This window comes from Verrucomicrobiota bacterium, from assembly GCA_016871535.1.
Taxonomy (GTDB): Bacteria; Verrucomicrobiota; Verrucomicrobiia; order Limisphaerales; family SIBE01; genus VHCZ01.
This window is the reverse complement of sequence record VHCZ01000117.1, coordinates 1-18192: the sequence shown is the minus strand read 5'-3', so window position 1 is coordinate 18192 and position 18192 is coordinate 1. Positions and strand designations below refer to the sequence as shown.

The 18192-nt window shown below is 60.4% G+C and carries 14 protein-coding genes; 5 read left to right on the top strand and 9 right to left on the bottom strand.

Features of this window, described 5'->3' with window-relative positions; all coding sequences use genetic code 11:
* Nucleotides 1-465: 465 nt before the first annotated feature.
* The 4 genes from FJ398_15680 to FJ398_15665 form a co-directional block, all read right to left on the bottom strand.
* Nucleotides 466-1455, bottom strand: a complete 990-nt coding sequence (locus FJ398_15680; protein ID MBM3839376.1) for a mannose-6-phosphate isomerase — start codon at nucleotides 1453-1455, stop codon at nucleotides 466-468.
* Between the two features lie 37 nt (nucleotides 1456-1492).
* Nucleotides 1493-2476, bottom strand: a complete 984-nt coding sequence (locus FJ398_15675) for an acetyl-CoA carboxylase carboxyltransferase subunit alpha (protein MBM3839375.1) — start codon at nucleotides 2474-2476, stop codon at nucleotides 1493-1495.
* Nucleotides 2477-2686: 210 nt separating this feature from the next.
* Nucleotides 2687-2884 (bottom strand): hypothetical protein, encoded by a 198-nt coding sequence (locus FJ398_15670; GenBank protein ID MBM3839374.1) that lies wholly within the window; start codon nucleotides 2882-2884, stop codon nucleotides 2687-2689.
* On the bottom strand, nucleotides 2881-3606 hold the full coding sequence (locus FJ398_15665) for an O-methyltransferase (protein MBM3839373.1): 726 nt from the start codon (nucleotides 3604-3606) through the stop codon (nucleotides 2881-2883). Before FJ398_15665 ends, FJ398_15670 begins: the two co-directional genes overlap by 4 nt.
* Between FJ398_15665 and FJ398_15660 the strand changes: the two genes are divergently transcribed.
* Nucleotides 3605-4204, top strand: a complete 600-nt coding sequence (locus FJ398_15660; protein MBM3839372.1) for a hypothetical protein — start codon at nucleotides 3605-3607, stop codon at nucleotides 4202-4204. The genes FJ398_15665 and FJ398_15660 overlap by 2 nt on opposite strands.
* Before the next feature lie 522 nt (nucleotides 4205-4726).
* Here FJ398_15660 and FJ398_15655 read toward each other — a convergent pair.
* The 3 genes from FJ398_15655 to FJ398_15645 form a co-directional block, all read right to left on the bottom strand.
* Nucleotides 4727-6178, bottom strand: coding sequence for a glycosyl hydrolase (locus FJ398_15655; GenBank protein ID MBM3839371.1), 1452 nt, complete (start codon nucleotides 6176-6178; stop codon nucleotides 4727-4729).
* Between the two features lie 133 nt (nucleotides 6179-6311).
* Nucleotides 6312-7040 (bottom strand): Uma2 family endonuclease, encoded by a 729-nt coding sequence (locus FJ398_15650; protein ID MBM3839370.1) that lies wholly within the window; start codon nucleotides 7038-7040, stop codon nucleotides 6312-6314.
* A 66-nt stretch (nucleotides 7041-7106) separates the two neighbouring features.
* A complete protein-coding gene (locus FJ398_15645) occupies nucleotides 7107-7934 on the bottom strand; it encodes a 3-ketoacyl-ACP reductase (GenBank protein ID MBM3839369.1) in 828 nt (275 codons plus the stop codon).
* A gap of 485 nt (nucleotides 7935-8419) precedes the next feature.
* On the opposite strand from FJ398_15645, the gene FJ398_15640 reads away from it, so the two are divergent.
* Nucleotides 8420-10888 carry a hypothetical protein gene (locus FJ398_15640; protein MBM3839368.1) on the top strand — a complete coding sequence of 823 codons (2469 nt, stop codon included), beginning with the start codon at nucleotides 8420-8422 and terminating at the stop codon, nucleotides 10886-10888.
* 151 nt (nucleotides 10889-11039) lie between these two features.
* Here the strand turns inward: FJ398_15640 and FJ398_15635 are convergent, their stop codons facing one another.
* The gene (locus FJ398_15635; protein MBM3839367.1) at nucleotides 11040-11708 is read right to left on the bottom strand and encodes a tetratricopeptide repeat protein; all 669 of its coding nucleotides are present in this window, start codon (nucleotides 11706-11708) and stop codon (nucleotides 11040-11042) included.
* Entirely contained in the window at nucleotides 11665-12693 is a 1029-nt protein-coding gene (locus FJ398_15630) for a terpene cyclase/mutase family protein (protein ID MBM3839366.1), read from the bottom strand. The genes FJ398_15635 and FJ398_15630 overlap by 44 nt, the downstream gene beginning before the upstream one ends.
* 160 nt (nucleotides 12694-12853) lie before the next feature.
* Here FJ398_15630 and FJ398_15625 point away from each other — a divergent pair, with 160 nt between their 5' ends.
* The 3 genes from FJ398_15625 (at nucleotide 12854) to tsaD (ending at nucleotide 17999) form a co-directional block, all read left to right on the top strand.
* Complete coding sequence (locus FJ398_15625) at nucleotides 12854-14986, top strand: hypothetical protein (protein MBM3839365.1); 2133 nt, start codon at nucleotides 12854-12856, stop codon at nucleotides 14984-14986.
* 339 nt (nucleotides 14987-15325) lie between these two features.
* On the top strand, nucleotides 15326-16639 hold the full coding sequence (locus tag FJ398_15620) for a S41 family peptidase (protein ID MBM3839364.1): 1314 nt from the start codon (nucleotides 15326-15328) through the stop codon (nucleotides 16637-16639).
* A gap of 334 nt (nucleotides 16640-16973) precedes the next feature.
* Nucleotides 16974-17999 carry a tRNA (adenosine(37)-N6)-threonylcarbamoyltransferase complex transferase subunit TsaD gene (gene tsaD, locus FJ398_15615; GenBank protein ID MBM3839363.1) on the top strand — a complete coding sequence of 342 codons (1026 nt, stop codon included), beginning with the start codon at nucleotides 16974-16976 and terminating at the stop codon, nucleotides 17997-17999.
* Nucleotides 18000-18192: the final 193 nt, after the last annotated feature.

Below are 18192 nucleotides of genomic sequence, written 5' to 3'. Positions count from 1 at the left end.
TGAGTTTCACATTGGCGTCAAGAAAGCCGTTGAGAATCCTCGGTTTTTTCACTTCGACCGAAGCGGGCTGCGGCGCTGCAATCTGGATCGCTTCCCCTACCATTTCCTATACGATGTGCGAGGAGAGAAGCTTTTCAACGTTTCCTGCCGCATCGAACACGACAAATCCGCCGTTGTCTCCGACAACGCCGAGAAAAGCTCCTCGAAGCGGCACAAGTCATAGCGTCGATGTCACAGGTGGAGTTTTCAGTTTCTCCCGGAGGGAGAGCTGAGAATAGCCCAGCCTTTCAAGGCTGGGAAGGAAGGCAAAGGCACCAAAGCCCCGAAGGGGCGGCCGATTCAGGATTTGATTACCGGCCACTCCTCAAAGGCTATGGCCCAGACGACAACCCTGAATTCGGAAATGTCCAGACTCCAGCCGCCAGCAAGGATACCGGCGCTCCGGTGCGCCCGACTTTCTCAGGCTCACCGATTCGCTTTCCAGTCGGGCGCCAGCCTGGCCTGGAGAAAACGCGCCGGCGCGTCCGCCTCCAAAACAAACTCCTGAACCGAGGCGGGGATCAGAGAGAATCCTCCCGGATCCAACTCGATCCGGCTGCCCTCATGCTCAATGCGCAATTTGCCGGAAAGGACGCCCAGGATGAGCATTTCACGGTTCGGAACGCAGCACCGCGTCGCGGCGGCGCACTCGCATTCCTCGACTCCGAAAAGCGGCCCGGCCACCAAAAAGCGCTTGCGGAGCTGGTTGCCCGAGAATTCCGCCGTCACCAACGCCGGCTCGAAATCTGCAAAATCGATGGACGCCAGCGATTCTGCGACGTGCAAATCTCTGGGCCGTCCGTCGTCTCCCAATCGATTCCAATCAAACACGCGGTAAGTCGTGTCCGAATTCTGTTGGATCTCAAAGATGACCAATCCTTCGCCAATTGCATGAACCCGCCCGCTGGGCAGAAACATCGCGTCGCCACGCCGGACCTGAATCCGGTGAAAACAATCGGCGACGGTGCCATTGGCAATCCGTTGCTCGAATTCCTGGCGCGTAACGCCGCGCTTCAAGCCGACGAAAAGTTCCGCGCCCGGCCGGGCATCCGCGATATACCACATTTCGGTTTTCGGTTCCCCGCCCAAATGGGCCGCGACGGAAGCCGGCGGATGCACTTGCAAGGAAAGCGTCGCAGTCGCATCCAGGATCTTGATCAGGAGGGGAAACCGGCCATCCGAAGCCGGCCCGCGGCCGAGCAGTTCCTCCGCCTTCGTTTCCATGAGCCACCGGAGGCTCTGGCCGGCCAAAGGTCCTTGCGCGATGACGCTCACCCCTCCAGGCCGGTCGGTGATTTCCCAGGACTCGCCGATCCGTTTGTCCGGCGGCAGGTCCTTGCCGAAAAGCTTCGCCAAATTGCGCCCACCCCAGATGCGCTCTTTGAAGATGGGATGAAAAGTCAGCGGGTACAGCACTGGAGCTAAGTGGTCATCGTATTTATGCCCATGACCACTAAGGATTCGCGGGAGCGGGTGGTTTTTCCTGGAAATGGCCGAAGGCGCGGAATTTCGCATAGCGTCGCTGAAGCCGGTCGCCTTCGGAAAGTTTCTGCAATTCGTCCAGGTGAAACAGCAGCCGGTTCTTGAGCCGCGCGGCTGTGGCGGCAAAATCGTTGTGCGCGCCTCCCAGCGGTTCAGGAATGACCTCGTCCACCAGGCCCAGTTCGCAAAGCTCTTTCGCCGTGATCTTGAGGGCTTCCGCGGCTCGCGCTGCGGCCGTCCGGTCTTTCCAGAGAATCGCGGCACAACCTTCCGGGCTGATGACGGAGTAATAGGCATTCTCGAGAATCAAGACGCGATCCGCCACGCCGATGCCAAGCGCGCCGCCCGAACCGCCCTCGCCGATCACCGCTGCAATGATGGGCACCTCGATCAACATCATCTCCCGCAGGTTCACCGCGATGGCCTCGGCGATGTGCCGTTCCTCCGCTCCGATGCCGGGATACGCGCCGGCGGTGTCGATCAGCGCGATAATCGGCAGGTTGAACTTGCCCGCCAGGCGCATGAGCCGAAGCGCCTTGCGATAGCCTTCCGGGTGCGCGGAGCCAAAGTTGCGCCGGATGTTCTCCTTCGTGTCGCGTCCCTTTTGCGTGCCGATCACCATAACGCGGTGGCCGTCCAACTGCGCGAACCCTCCCACTACGGCCTGGTCGTCTCCGTAAAGGCGGTCCCCGTGAATCTCCGAAAAATCCGTGAGAGCGGTCTTGATGTAATCCAGCGTGTAAGGGCGTTTGGGGTGGCGGGCCAATTGAACCCGTTGCCAGGGCGTCAGATCGGAGAAAATCCGCTTCCGTTCCTCCTCGATCTTTTTTTCGATCTGCAGAATCTCCGTCTCCATGCTGATCCCCAAGGAGTGCTTTTCCGGGTGCTGTTTGAATTCCTCCAGTTTTCTCTGCAATTCCGCAATCGGCTTCTCAAAATCCAGATGGTGTTTCATATCAACCCAGGAAAGATCAGATGCACGAGAGGGAGTTTAGTTTTGCGCCGAGCCGCGTGCAACGGTGAATTCAACCTGTGAGTATCCCCTCCGTTAACGGTGGGGCGAAGCTCCCACCGAGCCAATGCCATCGCGGAAAGCCTCTCTATACACACCTCCCAGGAAACCCACTCCGTCCCTGACCTTTTCGCCCCATCGACCAAAACCATTTCAAAAGACGCGGTGGAACGCGTAGCCATGCACTCGCCCCTTGAACCCGGTAGGGCGAGTCCGTCCCGGCGAGCCGCTCGACGTGCCTCGGCCACGTCCGACTCGGCTCGCTGGGGACAGGCTCGCCCTACCGTCTGGTTCATGGGAAGGCTCGGCGGGAGTCCTCGCCCCCCTTGACTGAAGAAGATTGCGGCTCAACGTTTCTTCAACGTGAGGCCGACGCCCGAACCTTCCATGAGCACGAAGCTCGTATCCAGATTCGGGTCAGTCGTGATCGCTTCGATGTAACGCGGGTCGGGGCGAGGCGATTTCATGTTGTGGGCCAGGATCAATCCACCCGGACGCACCAAGGGCAGCAGTTTCTGGAGATAATCGATGTAACCTTCCTTGTCGGCATCGAGAAACAGAATGTCGATCGGATCCTTGTGTTGCTTCACCGTCTCGTGGGCGTCGCCCACGATCACGGTGACGAGGTCATCGACACCGGCCTTCTTGAAGTTGCTCTGCGCCGTCTGCGCGCGCCCTGGATCCAGCTCGTGCGTGATCAGTTTTCCGCCGGTGGAGCGCAACCCCAGAGCGAACCAGAGGCCCGAATAACCGGTCGAAGTGCCCACTTCCACGACCCGCTTTGCTCCGGTCGCTTCCACGAGCTGCCGAAAGAGGCGTCCATCCTCCAGCGAAACGCTGAGATAACGCTGAGTTCGGTCCTTGGTCATCTCCTCGTTGTCCGCAGCAACTTTCTCCGCGGAAAACGCCGTCGTTCTGGAATCCTTCGAACAAAACATAGATGCCGTTGCCCTGGGCGACTGGGGCGGAGGCAGAATTCCGGACGGGGTCAGCTTGAAGCAATACACAAAATCGGGCACCGACGACCCGAACGTCACCCACGGCAGCAAGTCGCTCCAGGTTAATCTGTCCATGGCCGAGTGGTGGGTGCATGATTTCAAGATCACGCTCTCCGAAGACGCCTCCAACAAGATACGCCAGGCAGCCAGGTCCACGGACGTCGCGCGTTACATTTTCCGGTACGACATCATCTTTCCCACCGGCACCTCATGGATGAATAACGCCGTCTATTTCGGTTCGAACAACGATCAGTTGGAGTCCAACAACGGCAAGCGCACCATGTCGCTCGCGCTCGATCTGGTCACAGGGTTCCCGGAGGAAGGCCAGATCGTCATTCGGTTTGCAGACAACTTTGATGCCACCGAAGACCCGTTCGTCGGGCCGCTCACGATCTACGTGGACAACTTCCGGCTCATCGACACCGGCAATGTCGCCGTGACAGCGTCGGCCCCAAAGATCACCAGCCTTCAGTACAACGCCGGCACGCGGACGATCACGCTGAAGTGGGATTCCGCCGCGGGCAAGACCTACGCGGTGGATTACACGCAAACCTTGGGTTCATGGCCCACCGTAATGTCTTCGGGCGTTCAGGGGGTTCAAGGTACGACTACCTACACCGGAACGGTTCCGAGCGCGGCGAGCGGGTTCTTCCGAGTGCGCCAGACCCACTGATCGTTCGCGCCCTTTCCCTTCCCGCGAACGTCTGAAAACAATGGCGGACAATTCTACGTTGCATATGCAACATAGAATTGTCCGTGCAATGCCATGCGTCCATCGGGAGTGCTTTCCACGGTTTGTAGAGCGATTGGCACGGAATGATTGATCTATTGATCAATCTGGCCAGATTCAACACGGTCTAAGAGCGTGTCCGAAAATTCCGCGGGGTCCTGTTTTCGCGCCAAAGGCCGGATGGCGAGGCGCGACGAAGGAGAATATCCTCCCTGGATCTTCGACTGAGGAGCAACGAAGCCAGGCGGCCTTTGGCGCGAAAACCCTCCGGGCGGCGGGTCTTTTGTCCGTGGCCTGCGTTGGCTCGGTCCTTACAGCCCGCGTTGGGGATGCTCGGACCTCGCCGCCTTGGCCACAGCCAAAATCCCTCGCCGCAGGACCCCGCGCAATTTTCGGACACGCTCTAAGATTCCTCGTGAGCTATCTCAGAAAGAACGGTCGCGGCGCGTTCGAGATGGGGTGAACTCAACCGCCGGCTCGGTGCTTTGAAAAAACGGGAGAGGGCCGGGGCGAGGTGGAATCGAAGAACGCCACGTAAGGCTCGCCCCGCGCCTCACGCAACAGCAGCAGCGCCAGTTCTCGAATGTGGTAATCGCCCCACATCGAGCTCTCGCCGTTGGGGACTTTCTGGCCGCGCGCGACATAATCCCAGCCATTGGGCCGGTGATAGACCGAGTGCAACAGGAGGCCCTGGTGACGCGGGTCGGCCGAAAGGTACGGTTCGCCCAAGAGCGTCTTCGCCACGGTCAACCCCGCCTGCCGATAGCGGGCGCCGGACTTCTTCTTGCCTTTTCCCATCAGATATTTGCCAAGCCGGAGGAGACCTTGCGCCGCAATGGCGGCGGCGGAACTATCCACTGGCTCCCAAGGATTGAATGGATCGGATGCTTGGCCGAGGTAATTTCCCAGGCGATGGAGATTCGGCGCCCCGGTATCCCACATCGGGACGCCATCCGCACAAGCGTTCGCGAGGTAAAAGTCCGCGGTTGCGAGCGCGGCCTTGTGCATTGATTCCAAAAACAGGTTGTATTCCCGGGGCACGGAGTCGTGGCGGGTCGCCTCGTCGAGGTCTTCGTCCGTCACCGATTCGAAGAACTCCAGTTGTTCGGCGAAACCCAGGACCGCCCAGGCCAATCCCCGCGTCCAGGTGCTGAACGGCGAATAGCCTTGCTGCGAACTGGGGCAGCGGTAGCTGCCGTCGTTCGTGTTGAAGATGCTCTCGTGCGCTGTCCGACCGCGCACGTCATAGGCGTCCCGGCCTTCGCCGTAATAGACGTTGTATTTCGCGGTGGTAGCCGCGTGCTCGACCAAACGTTCCAGCAGGGAGATCTTTCGGTCGCGCTCGCCCATCAGGACATGGCCGAGCTGATGAGCGGCCGCCAGGGAACGAAGCGAACGCATTGTGTCGATGAACAACGAGTGCGGGCCGTTGAACGAATAGATGTAGCCGCCGCCCTCCACCGTCGTGGACCACCGCGCCGCTTGCACGGCCCCGGAAACTTTGAGCGCCAGCTCGCAGAAGTCCTTTTCGCGGTCGTTGAACGGGATTTTCCCTTCGCGCATCAACCGCAGCAGATTGCCGTAGGTCGAAACGTTGTTGAAGCCGTGATCGTGCACGCCGACGTGCGAAACGTGCGTCGCCATCAGTTGGACGGTTTTCGAGCGGCCGATTTCCAGGAACCGTTTCTCCCCCGTGGCGTCGAATTGCAGCAGGGCGGAGCCGAACTGAAATCCCCGCGTCCATTCGGTCCAACCGCGCGTGGTGTATTTTCCTTTGACCGTGAAGACCGGGGTTCCTCGGGCGGGGTTCCAGGTTCGCTCCAGGCTAAGGATTTTCGCTGCCGACAGCTCGAAAAGGCGCTCGCTGGCGCGAACGAGTTTTTGGGGAGTCAGAGTGAGATCGATGTGGAGCGACATGGTTTCTAAAACGTGAAACGTAAAACGTAAAGGGCGTAACGCTCGGCTTACGTTTTACGTTTTAGGTTTTACGCTTTACGTTTCCGGTCCTGTCACGGCTGAGTGCGTCCACATGTTCCGGGCCAACGCAGAATCAGGTTTCCTCCGGGTTGACGCCCAGGCGGCGGAGTTTCTCGGCCAATCGCTCGGCGCGCAGACGCTCCTGCTCGGCGCGCAGATGTTCTTGCTCGGCCCGTCGGCGTTCCTGGTCGGCCCGCTGCCGTTCCTCGGTTGAACGCCGGAGCAGTTCAAGGTGCGTTTGGAACGCCGTGCCATCAGGCCTCTCCACCTTCAACCCGTCCGCCGTGAGCCAGAACCGGACTTTGAGGCGTGGACTTTGGAATCCTTCCACGTTCGCCAGCGGCTCCAACCGATCACCACGCCGCAGCCAGGCGCGAAATTCCTTCTTGTCCGGATCATAGAGGTAATACTCCTCGACTCCGTATCGAGTGTAGGCGTTGAATTTATCCAGCATCTCCAGGGCGGTGTTGTTCGGGGAAAGCACCTCAAAGACAACCTGCGGGGCAACCCCGCCTTCCTCCCACTGTTTGTAGCTTCCGCGGAACCCCATGGGCCGGCCAAAGGCAACCATCGCGTCCGGCGCAATCGAGATGTCCACGCGGCCCTGGACGGGGTACCAAAGCAAATCGCCGGCGACGAACACATTGGGGTCATCCGCGAAGAGCGCTTTGAGGTTTTCTACCAACAGCACGATCCAATTGAACTGCTCGGTGTTCTCCGCCATGGGTTTTCCATCGCTTTCCGGATAGAAGACTTCGCCGGGCTTAGGCCAGGTGCGAACGGTGTGAACTTGTGCCGGCATATAACTTCAAGATAGGCCCAGCAAACTGCACTGAGCAAGGCGATTCTCCCCGAGTCCTGGAGTCCCCTAAAGTCTCCTCAGATGAAATCCGCCATCCACGTTGATGACTTCGCCCGTGCTGAAGGGGAAGGAGTCCTGGGCGATGGCGGCAACGGCTCGTCCGACGTCCTCGGGCACGCCCCAGCGCCGGATAGGCGTCAATCCGTCGGCAATCAGTTTGTCGTATTTCTCCCTCACACCCGCCGTCATGTCGGACGCGATTATGCCCGGAGAAATCTCAAACACGTTGATGCCGTGCTCCGCCAGGCGCACCGCGTAAAGCTTGGTCAGCATGCCGAGCGCGGCTTTGGCCAGGCAGTAATCGCCCCGATTGGTGGAGACGGTGTAAGCGCTGATGGATGAAATCGTGATGATCTGCGGCCGGTAATCCGGCGGCGGGACGGCGGGATCGGCGGGTTGGACGGTTGATCTCTCCGCCTGGACTTGCTCGATCATCCATCGGGCCGCTTGCTGCGTGAGGAAATAGGGGCCTTTCAGGTTGATGGCCATGAGGCGATCAAAATTCTCTTCCGTCGCCTCCAGAATATCCGCCCGCCCGATCGAAGTGATGCCGGCATTGTTCACGAGCAAATCGAGCCGGCCAAACCTCTCTTTGGTGAACTCCAGAAGGCGGCGGCGGTCTGGGGCTTGACCGACATCCGCCTGGCAGGACTCCGCACGAATCGGGTGTCCGCTCGCACGCGCGGCCTCCAGGCAACCGGCCACGGTCTTGTCCGCGGCGTCTTTGTTTCCCGCGTAGTTGACCACCAGATCGAATCCGATCTGCGCGAGGTCCAGCGCGACGCCGCGCCCAATGCCGCGAGAGGCTCCGGTGATCAAGGCAACGCGGTTCATGCCGGCGAGAGAATATCGCAATGATCTCAAAAGTAAACTGACACTCTGACGCGGCTGACGCGGACAGTGCATCTACAAGTTCTCGGTTCCATGAAGGCCCTGGCTGGGTGGGCGGGTTGGGTGAAAGTATGATGCCCGAACTGACAGACCAATGCGTCCGATGCAAGAAGACGTGCCAGACGGATGAGCTTCGCACCTTGTCGGAACTTGGTATGTCCCTCGTGGCGATCAGCCAGATGGGTCTTCCCAAGGACGAATGAGCCGGGAGCCTCCGAATTGAGTCTCGCAAAATCAACCGGCGTTGCTAAACAAAGTCCGGCACTTGAACGTATGCCCTCAGTTGAAGTTGGGGCGAGGACTCCCGCCGAGCCAATGCCATCGAAGAAAGGCTCCGCAGGAGCGTCGCCCCACCGTCGTTAGCTGAGGGGGATACACTTGAACACTTGAACATGGGAAGAACAACACGAAGACCGAGGAAGCGCGGTGTGATCTGGCTGCTTAGTGCCATTGTGTTTCTCGCGCTACCGGACGCTTCCCGCGCCGCGCCTGCGCTAGACCCGGTCGAAGTCGAGGGCCAGCCGCTGGCGGCGAACGTGGAACGGCTGACGCAGGCGCTGGATTTTCTGGGCGCCCCGCTGGCCGCCGAAACGAGGAAGGCGCTTGAACCCGCGCTACCATCCCGCGATGGGCGGCGGATTCAGGAACTGCTCGATCCGCACGTGCTGTTCGTCGTGACTTTGAATCCGGAAGTGCGCGTGAAAGTTTCACGAGGCCCGGCGTCGGCGCGATTGCAGCAGATGGGATACACGCCCGTGCTGGTCAAAGTCCTCAACGAAAGCACCTCCACTCATCCGCTCAGAATCTCCAGCCCGCAATCCGGCCCGGTCTATGCCGGCGTAGCCAAACTGAGCATGCAGCGGCAAAAGCAGGAGCAACTCCGCGAAAATGAGAATCTAGCCGGCCGCGCCGATCGCTTTTTGCAGGTGGAAATGTTCGGAGGCCCGCCGATGACGCCGAATCTGAGCGGACTGAAGGTCGAGTATGCCCTCGCGTTGCTCTACAGCCACGAAGCGGGAATGCGCGAAGCCACGATTGGTTTTGACGCCGGGCAAGGCACGCAAGACCTGGGTTTTCGCGCGGAAGTTCCGGTGTTGTTCAACATCCGGCCGGCGATTCCGGTGAAGATGTCCATCCGCGATTTCGACGGGAAGCCCACAACGGCCCGCCTCATGTTCCTGGACCGCTCCGGCCATGTTTATCCTCCGCAGGCCAAACGCCTCGCCCCGGACTTCTTTTTCCAAAAACAAATCTACCGGCAGGACGGCGACTCGGTGTTGCTCCCGCCGGGGGAGTTCGTCATGTATTACGGACGCGGCCCGGAATATCGCTGGCTTCAACGGACGGTGGTGATCCCGCGCGAAGGCCCCGCGGCACTGGCCGCGCGCCTGGAGCGGTGGGTCAATCCCATGGAATATGGGTTCTTCGCGGGCGATCATCACATCCACGCCGCGGGCTGCGCGCATTACACGTCGCCGTCCGAAGGCGTGCTCGCGAAAGACATGTTCCTGCAAGTGAAGGGCGAGGGTTTGAATGTCGGCTGCCTTTTGACCTGGGGGCCTTCGTTCGATTTTCAGAAGCAATTCTTCGAACCGACCGCGAACCAGTTGAGCGAGCCATTGACCGTGCTCAAGTACGACATCGAAGTGAGCGGCTTTGGCTCGCAAGCGCTCGGCCACGTTTGCTTGTTGAATCTCAAGGAGCAGATTTATCCGGGAGCGAACGGCAGCCAGGGCTGGCCAACCTGGACCACGCCCGTGCTGCGCTGGGCCAAGGCGCAAGGCGCTTGCACGGGCTACGCGCATTCGGGCAGCGGCCTCCAAGTCAATCCGGTGGCCGCCGCCAAACGCCTTCTCGCCCAACTCGACTCCGACAAGAACGGACGCCTCCACGCCGAAGAAGCGCAGCAGGGTTTGCTGCCCGAAGATTTCGAAAGCACCGATGCCAACCGGGACGGCCATCTTTCGGAAGCAGAATTAGTCCAAAGCGTGGACCGCGCCGCGGATGGTTTGCCCAACCTGGCGATTCCGGAGTTGAACAGCGTGGGCGCGCAGGAAATCTTCGTGACCACCGCGAAAGGCTTGTGCGACTTCATCAGCGCCATGGACACGGCGCGGCTTTTGGAATGGAACTGCTGGTATCATCTGCTCAATTGCGGCTTCCCCTTGAAGGTGAGCGGCGAAACGGACTTTCCTTGCATGAGCGGCACCCGAGTGGGACAGGGGCGGGTTTATGTTCAGCTCGGGAAGATTGCGCGCGTGGATTTCGCGGAATGGTGCAAGGGAGTCGCCGAAGGCCGCTCGTATGTCTCGGACGGTTACGCGCACGCGCTGGAATTCCGCGTCAACGGCCGGACGCCTGGAGAGGCCCTGGCGCTTGCTCAACCTGGCGCCGTCAAAATCACCGCCAAAGTGGCTTTCAGTTCGGAAACGCCGTTGGAAGTCGCTTATGGCGCGGCGCGGCCTGCGGGCGGGATGAGGTTGGTGGGAGACACCGTGAACCTGCACGAGCCGGTGAATCGGTCCGGGAATCCTTCCTTCGCCGAGAAACAACGTCTGGTTGAACTTGTCGTGAACGGCCGCGCGGTGGCGTCACGGCAAGTTCCCGCGGACGATCGGGTGCACGATTTGGAGTTCTCCGTGACGATCGAGCGCAGCAGTTGGATTGCGCTGCGGCATTTCCCGCAGTTCCACACGAACCCGGTCAACGTCCTGGTGGGAGGCCGGCCCATCCGGGCTTCCCGGCAGAGCGCGCTCTGGTGCATCGGATGCATCGAACAGCTCTGGCGTTCCCGCGGCCAAAGCATAGCCGCGCCGGAGCGCGAGGAGGCGCGCCGGACGTTTTGGGAAGCCATCGACCGCTACAAACAGATTGCCGTAGAAGCAGCCCTCCCATGAACCTGTTGGGTAGGGACGGATGGGCTTCCCAAGCCCCGCCATCAGTTTCCCCAGAGAGAACTTTCGCTTCGCGAAATGCGGACCACTCCGTCCCTGACTTTGACTCAACGACCAAGAGGACAACTCCCGGGACGCAGTGAGCGCCGACGTCTCATGGAGACGCTGGTTGTTCGATCAGCGTCTTGGCCTCCCGCATGAGCGCCTGCGCGATGATCCAGTCGATCCAACTGCCGCCGAGGTCGCCGTTTTCAAGACGCGGCATGTGCTGGCGCGCATATTCGACACCACGGGCCAGCTCCTGGCGCGCTTCGGCGGTTTGATTCGATTGCCGGAGCGCCATCGCCAGCACCATGGAAGCTTCGACACTGCGCACTTGATGGTCGGACTGCAACGCCTTCCGACTCCACCGAATGGCGCTCTCATGCTGGCCTTGCCGATAAGCCGCCAGCCCCGCCGCCAGTTCGAGCCACCCATGGGCCTCGTACTGCCGGGCCGTTTGCTCAACCAGCTCCACCCATCGTGCCATGATCGTGGGGCCGACTCCGGCGGAAGGGAGGATGAGGCAGTCCTTTATCATTCGTTCGGCGACTTGCGGTTCGGTAGTGGCCCCGAAGCGGGCGACCATCTGCCGGCAGATCTGTCGATAGTTGGTGAACTCGCCGACCTGGACAAACAATGCGGCCAGGCAATGGTAGGTCCCCTGCGGCTCCGGATCGAGCGCGAGAGCTCGGTTCAAATCTGCGATGGCTTCCTCCCAACGGCCTCGCCTACCGGGTTCATGGGCCGAGTGCAGGTCCTTTCGGAACAGAAGACTTTCCATGCCTCTCGCCTCCTGTTCGCAGCAACGCCAGCGTTGCCCAGCCCGTCGTCGAAATCCGTTGCGCGTAGCTCTCTCCGCCCGAAGGCCGCGTCGTTTCCGGCCAACTGCCGTTGGGCAATTGCGTCTGCACGAGATATTCGCGGCCGCGCCGAATCAGGGCGCCCACATCCGGCGCAGAGCGCAATCCTGCCAGCGCCAAAAGCACGACCGCAGTGTCAAAGGGTTCCGGAGGCGAATCGACGTAAGGCCCCCAGCCGCCGTCGAGAGTTTGCGACCGCCGAATTCGATCCAGACATTCCTTTCGTTTCGCAACCGACTGCGGATCGCTGCGGCGCGCCAAGCCTATGACCACCGCTGCGGAGTCAAGAACGCTCACCACGGGAGCCTCCACGAGCCACGCTTCCGCTTTTCGCCTGGATTCGAAGATTCGATTCTCGCGCAGCGGCGACAGAGCTTCCAGGACCGCGACCGTCGCCAGATGTGTTCCATACGTCGCGGGTGAACCCAGCGCGCTCACCGGTTCGATGAGCCAGGCGCCGTTTGCGTTCTGTTCGGGCGCCAGTTTGCGCGCGGCGGCCAGGATCTCGCCTCGATCTTGGACATGTTTGGTCTCGATGGCGGCTGCCAGGGCGGCGGCGAATTGAATGGTCGCGAGCCGTTTGTCGCTGAAGCCGGGATCGCCCTTATTGTTTTCCCATTGATCGGGTCGCCGCAACCAGGCGGTCGTGTCTGCGAGCGCGCTTGGCGGAACTTGAAAACCCAGGGCCGATGCGACGTACAAAGCGCGGACGGCGTCGCCGTTGTTGTGGCAAGAGAAACAGTGGTTCTCCCGCGGCCAGCGCGGAACTTCCCGGACCAGAAAAGCCACGGCGCGCTCTTCGGGAGTGGATGGCGGAACGACGCCTCTCTTCTTCAGCGAATCAACCGTGCATCCCGGCGCCCACAAAACCAGCGCCAGGAACCAGGCAATACCCGCGACACGCATCTCGGAATTCTTGTGGACTTGGCGGCAAAATCAAGAGGCAGTTGTCAGTTAGCTGACAACTGACAACGGATAACTGATAACTGATAACTGATAACTGGGGACGGAGACGGGAGTTTTTTCATTGTGCGTCCGTCCAATGCGTGAGAACTGAATTGACCATATGAAACGAATCCTGCCCCTCTGGCTCCTCACAAATCTCTCCTTGCTCGCCTGGCCGATGCTCGCGGCCGAACCTCAGACCGGCGGCGGCGGCGCGCCAACCCGCCCGGCGGCGCTCCCGCTCTCCGAAGTCATCCTCTACTCAAGTGGCGTCGGCTATTTCGAGCGCACCGGCGAAGTCGAGGGCCGCGCGAAGGTGGACCTGCGCTTCAAAGTCGAGGACATCAATGACCTTCTGAAGAGCCTGGTGGTCCAGGATTTCAACGGCGGCCAGGTTACGACCGTCACCTACGGCTCGCGCGATCCCATTGCCAAAACCTTGAAAAGCTTTGCCATCGATCTGACCGAGAATCCCACGCTCGGCCAGTTGCTCAATCAAGTCCGGGGCGAAGCGGTCGAAGTGATGCGGCCTGGCCCTTTGACCGGCACGATCCTGGGCGTCGAACACAAACTTCAGCCCGCGGGCGAAAACAAAACGGTTGAGGTGGAGTTTTTGAATCTGCTGACGGCGGACGGCTTGCAGTCAATTCCTCTGCCGCAAATCCAACGGATCAAGCTCAGCAACGAACGGCTGAACGCGGAACTTCGCCAGGCCCTGGAAGCGCTGGGCGCCAGCCACGACACGCAAAAGAAGACCGTCTCCGCCCTTTTCGACGGCAACGGCAAACGCAAAGTCGCCGTCTCCTACATCGCGCAGACGCCGGTGTGGAAGACGAGTTATCGCCTGGTGCTCGACGAGAAAGAACCGCCCTTCTTGCAGGGTTGGGCGATCGTGGAAAACACCAGTGACGAAGATTGGACCAACGTTCGCCTGTCGCTCGTTTCCGGACGTCCGATCTCGTTCATGATGGATCTGTACCAGCCGCTCTACACCACCCGGCCGGTGGTCGAGCCGGAGCTTTACTTGTCGTTGCGTCCGCCGGTTTACAGCGACAGCCTCGAAAAACGGGAAGTGGACAAACTGGCCGAGCTGCAAGCCGATCGCAAAGCCGGAGGCTTCGCCGACGGAGGCCGCGCCAAAGGCCAGAGCGCTCCGGCGGCTCCGATGGCTGCGGAGCCGGATGCGGCGTTGACACTCAGCCGCACGGAGTCGACTCGCGCTCTCCGAGACACCGAATCCCTGGGGCGCCGCATGAATCTCAGGCAGGGCCTGGCCTCAACCAGCGAGGGCGCAGAAGCCGGCGAACTTTTTCAGTACCAGATCACCACGCCGGTGACGCTGGCTCGCCAACAGTCGGCGATGCTGCCCATCATCAATCAGAAGATCGAAGGCGAGAAGGTTTCCATCTACAACGCGAACACCCACGCCAGGCATCCCCTGAATGGACTGAAGCTCAAAAACACCAGCGCACTCCATCTCATGCAGGGACCGATCACGGTGTTTGACGCCGGGACTTACGCCGGGGACGCCCGGATCGAAGATCTCGCGCCGGCCCAGGAACGTTTGCTGAGCTACGCGCTGGACCTCAAGGCCGAGGTTGAATCCAGGACCACGGCCTCATCGTTGGACCTGGTCTCCGTCAAAATCCAGAAAGGCGTTCTCATCGCGAGCCGCAAATCGAGCGAGGAAAAAACTTACACCCTCAAGAATCGCGACCGGAAAACGAAGCGCATTCTGATCGAGCATCCGCTCCGCCCGGATTGGCAATTGGTGGAACCGAAGGAACCTTCCGAACGCGCGCGAGACGTCTATCGGTTTGCCTTGAACGTGGAAGCCGAGAAGCCCGCCAGGCTGGTGGTTCGCGAAGAGCGGCCATTCAGTGAAACCGCGCAACTGCTCAACTCCAGTCCTGAAACCATCGCCATCTATTTGCGGGCGCAAAAGATTGCCCCAAGGGTTCGTGAAGCGCTGCAAGAAGCGGCCTCCCTTCGCGAGCGCGTCAGCCAGACGGCCAGCGAACGCAGCCGGCGCGAGCAACGGATCAAGGAAATCACGGACGAGCAAGCGCGCATCCGCGAGAACATGGCGCGCGTCAATCAGCAATCGGAGCTTTACAACCGTTACGTCAAGAAATTCGACGAACAGGAAACCGAGTTGGAAAAGCTGCGCCAGGAAATTGAAACGCTGAAGTCCACGGAAAAGGACCGCCAGCGCGAGTTGAATGAGTTCCTCATGAATCTCACGGTGGAGTGAGGCGCGGGGGAAGCACTTCGCTGGCGTTGAGGAGTTGCATGGTTTGCGGTCCCATGCCCAGCGCGAGAATCTTGTGCCCATGAAACCTGACGGTAGGGCGAGCCTGGCCCCAGCGAGCCGAGTCGGACGTGTTCCACGCACGTCGAGCCGTGTCTGACGTGTTGGGAATACGTTGGAGGCGGCTCGCTGGGGACAGTCTCGCCCTACCGAACTCGAACTTGAGAATTGCTGGAGTGACGGAGCGCGAACGCGCGACGCATCCTTGCCAAGCGCGGGGTTGACGATTACCTTCCAGCCGAACTCGAATTGACCGCCATTCGTTTCCGTGAAGCAAATCGTATGAAAAAACGCGTCCTCTACACCGTTCTCCTGGTCGGGCTCGGCCTGAACATTTTCGTCGGAGCGCAAATCTATCTGGGTTCCGCCCAGGCCGCCGAAAAGAACAACCTCTACAAGCAGATGGAGCTGTTCGTCGGCGTGCTCGACAAGGTCCGCAAAGAATACGTGGATGCGGACAAAGTATCCATCGACGATCTCATTCACTCGGCGCTCAAAGGGATGATCAATGCGCTCGACCCGCACAGCGAGTTCATGGAGGCGCGGAATTACACGCGCCTGAAGAATGACACGGAAGGCGCGTTCGGCGGGATTGGAATCGAGATCATGCGGTTGCGGGACAACTTCCTGACGGTCGTCGCCCCCATCGAGGATACGCCGGCATTTCGGGCCGGAGTCTTGAAGGGCGACAGAATCATCAAGATCGATGGCAAAAGCACGGAGAAGTTCACAACCACGGACGCGGTTCAAAAGCTGCGCGGCGAACCCGGCTCGGAAGTGACCATCACCGTCGTCCGTTCCAATTTGCCGGACACCAAAGATTTCACCCTCAAGCGCGCCGTGATCAAGGTGGACACGGTCAAAGACATTGAAGGCCAGCGGACGTTTCCAATCGGCGAGGACAAGATCGGCTACGTGCGCCTGACGCAATTCGGCGAGCACACCACTTCCGAACTCCAGGATGCGCTGCGCAAACTCAAAGCCCAGGGAATGGAAGGATTGATCCTCGACTTGCGGACCAATCCCGGCGGCCTTCTGGACCAGGCCGTGAAAGTTTGCGAACTGTTTGTCCCGCGCGGGCAGCCGATCGTCTCGACCGAAGGCCGCGCTCCCCAATCCAAATACGAATACATTTCCCGGGGCCGCGATCAATACGCGGACGTCAAGATCGTCATTCTGGTCAACCTCGGGAGCGCGAGCGCTTCGGAGATTGTAGCGGGTTGCCTCCAGGATTTGGGCCGCGCTTTTGTTATGGGTGAAAAAACCTTCGGGAAAGGCTCCGTCCAGAGCATTGTGCCGCTCCAGGACGGTTCCGCGCTGCGCTTGACCACCGCGAAATATTACACCCCGAGCCACAAGGTCATTCATGGCAACGGGATCACGCCGGACAGTGTGGTCCCCATGTCCGAGGAAGACGAACTGTTGCTGGCGTACAAGCGGATTCCCAACGGGATCGAATCTTTGGAACCGGAGCAGCGCGAGAAGGCCCGGCAGATCTCGGATGTCCAACTCGACCGCGCGCGCGACTTTTTGAAGGGCGTCCTTCTGTTCAAGGACCGTGGCCAATTCTCCAAGAAACTTGCGGAGAAGCGTTGACAATCGCTGACTTGCTTTCCCTCCCCATGAACCGGGTAGGGCGAGCCTGTCCCCAGCGAGCCGATCCGGACGTGTTCAAAGCATGTCGAGCGGCTCGCCCGGACGGACTCGCTCTACCTGGTTCATGGGTCGTGTGCATGGAACCGAGGCATGGCAGTCCCATGAAGCACCTCACGACGAGTGCAAAAAGTATGTCCCGTACGGGACATACTTTTTGTCATTTGTCCAGTGGGCGTCAGGATTTGCCGGTGCCTCTCCCTCACCCCGGCCCTCTCCCACTGGGAGAGGGAGTTCTGAATGCGCCTGTGCTACCCCCGCGGCTCCGCCGAAACACGTGACTGTTCTCGCGATCGAAACTTCCTGCGATGAAACCAGCGTGGCGGCCGTGCGGGATGGCGCGATCCTCTCCAACGCCGTCTCTTCCCAAATGCAGATGCACACCGAATACGGCGGCGTCGTGCCCGAACTCGCCGCGCGCGAGCATCTCCGCAAACTCCTGCCCATGGCCCGAACCGCGCTTCAAACCGCGCTCCTCGAGGTCCGGCAGCTCGATGCGGTCGCGGCCACGCGAGGTCCCGGTCTGCCCAGCGCCTTGATGGCCGGCTTCCAGGCGGGCCAGGCGCTGGCGTATGCGTTGCGCAAGCCTTTCGTTGGAATTCATCACCACGAGGCGCATCTGTATTCCCCGTGGATCACGGGCAATCCGCCAGCCGCCGATTTCGCGGCCTTTCAACCTTCGGTTTCGTTGATCGTCAGCGGCGGGCACACGTTGCTCGTCCACGTGGAAGCGGAGCTGCGGCACCGCGCGCTCGGTTCCACCATCGATGACGCCGCGGGCGAGTGCTTCGACAAAGTCGGGAAATTGATCGGGCTGCCATACCCTGGCGGTCCGGAGATCGATCGCCTTGCCGAGGGCGGGAATCCAAACGCATTTTCCTTCCCGCGTCCGCTGATCGCGGAGGCGAACGATGATTTCAGCTTCAGCGGATTGAAAACTTCCGTGCGCTACTTCCTGCGGGATCATCCGGGACTGCTCGACACCGCTCAATCGATTCGCGATCTGTGCGCCAGCGTCCAGGCGGCGATTGTCGATGTGCTCGTGTCCAAAACCATCCGGGCGGCCCGGCGGTTGGGAGTGGGATGCATCACGGCTTCGGGCGGCGTCACGTGCAATCGGGCGCTCCGCCGAGAACTCGCGAACGGGTGTCAACGGCAGAATCTCACTCTGCGCCTGGCAACACCGGGATTGTGCACGGACAACGCCGGCATGATTGGCGTGCTGGCGGAATGGAAACTTTTGCGCGGCCAGCCGGCGACGGACTTTGAGGCGGACGTTTCCCCCAACTGGGCGCTTTCATGACGTTTCAAGTTTCAGGTTCACTGATTACTGATTACTGGCAACTGACCACTGACAACTGACCTGCCACACGGATGATTCAAGATCGCGTGTATAACGAAGCGTGGTCTGAGCGAAGCGAGGAAAAAAACTGGACAAACTTTGCGCGCCGTGATTTTTTTCCGGCATGCCGCCACCTCTGCGATTGCCCAATGCC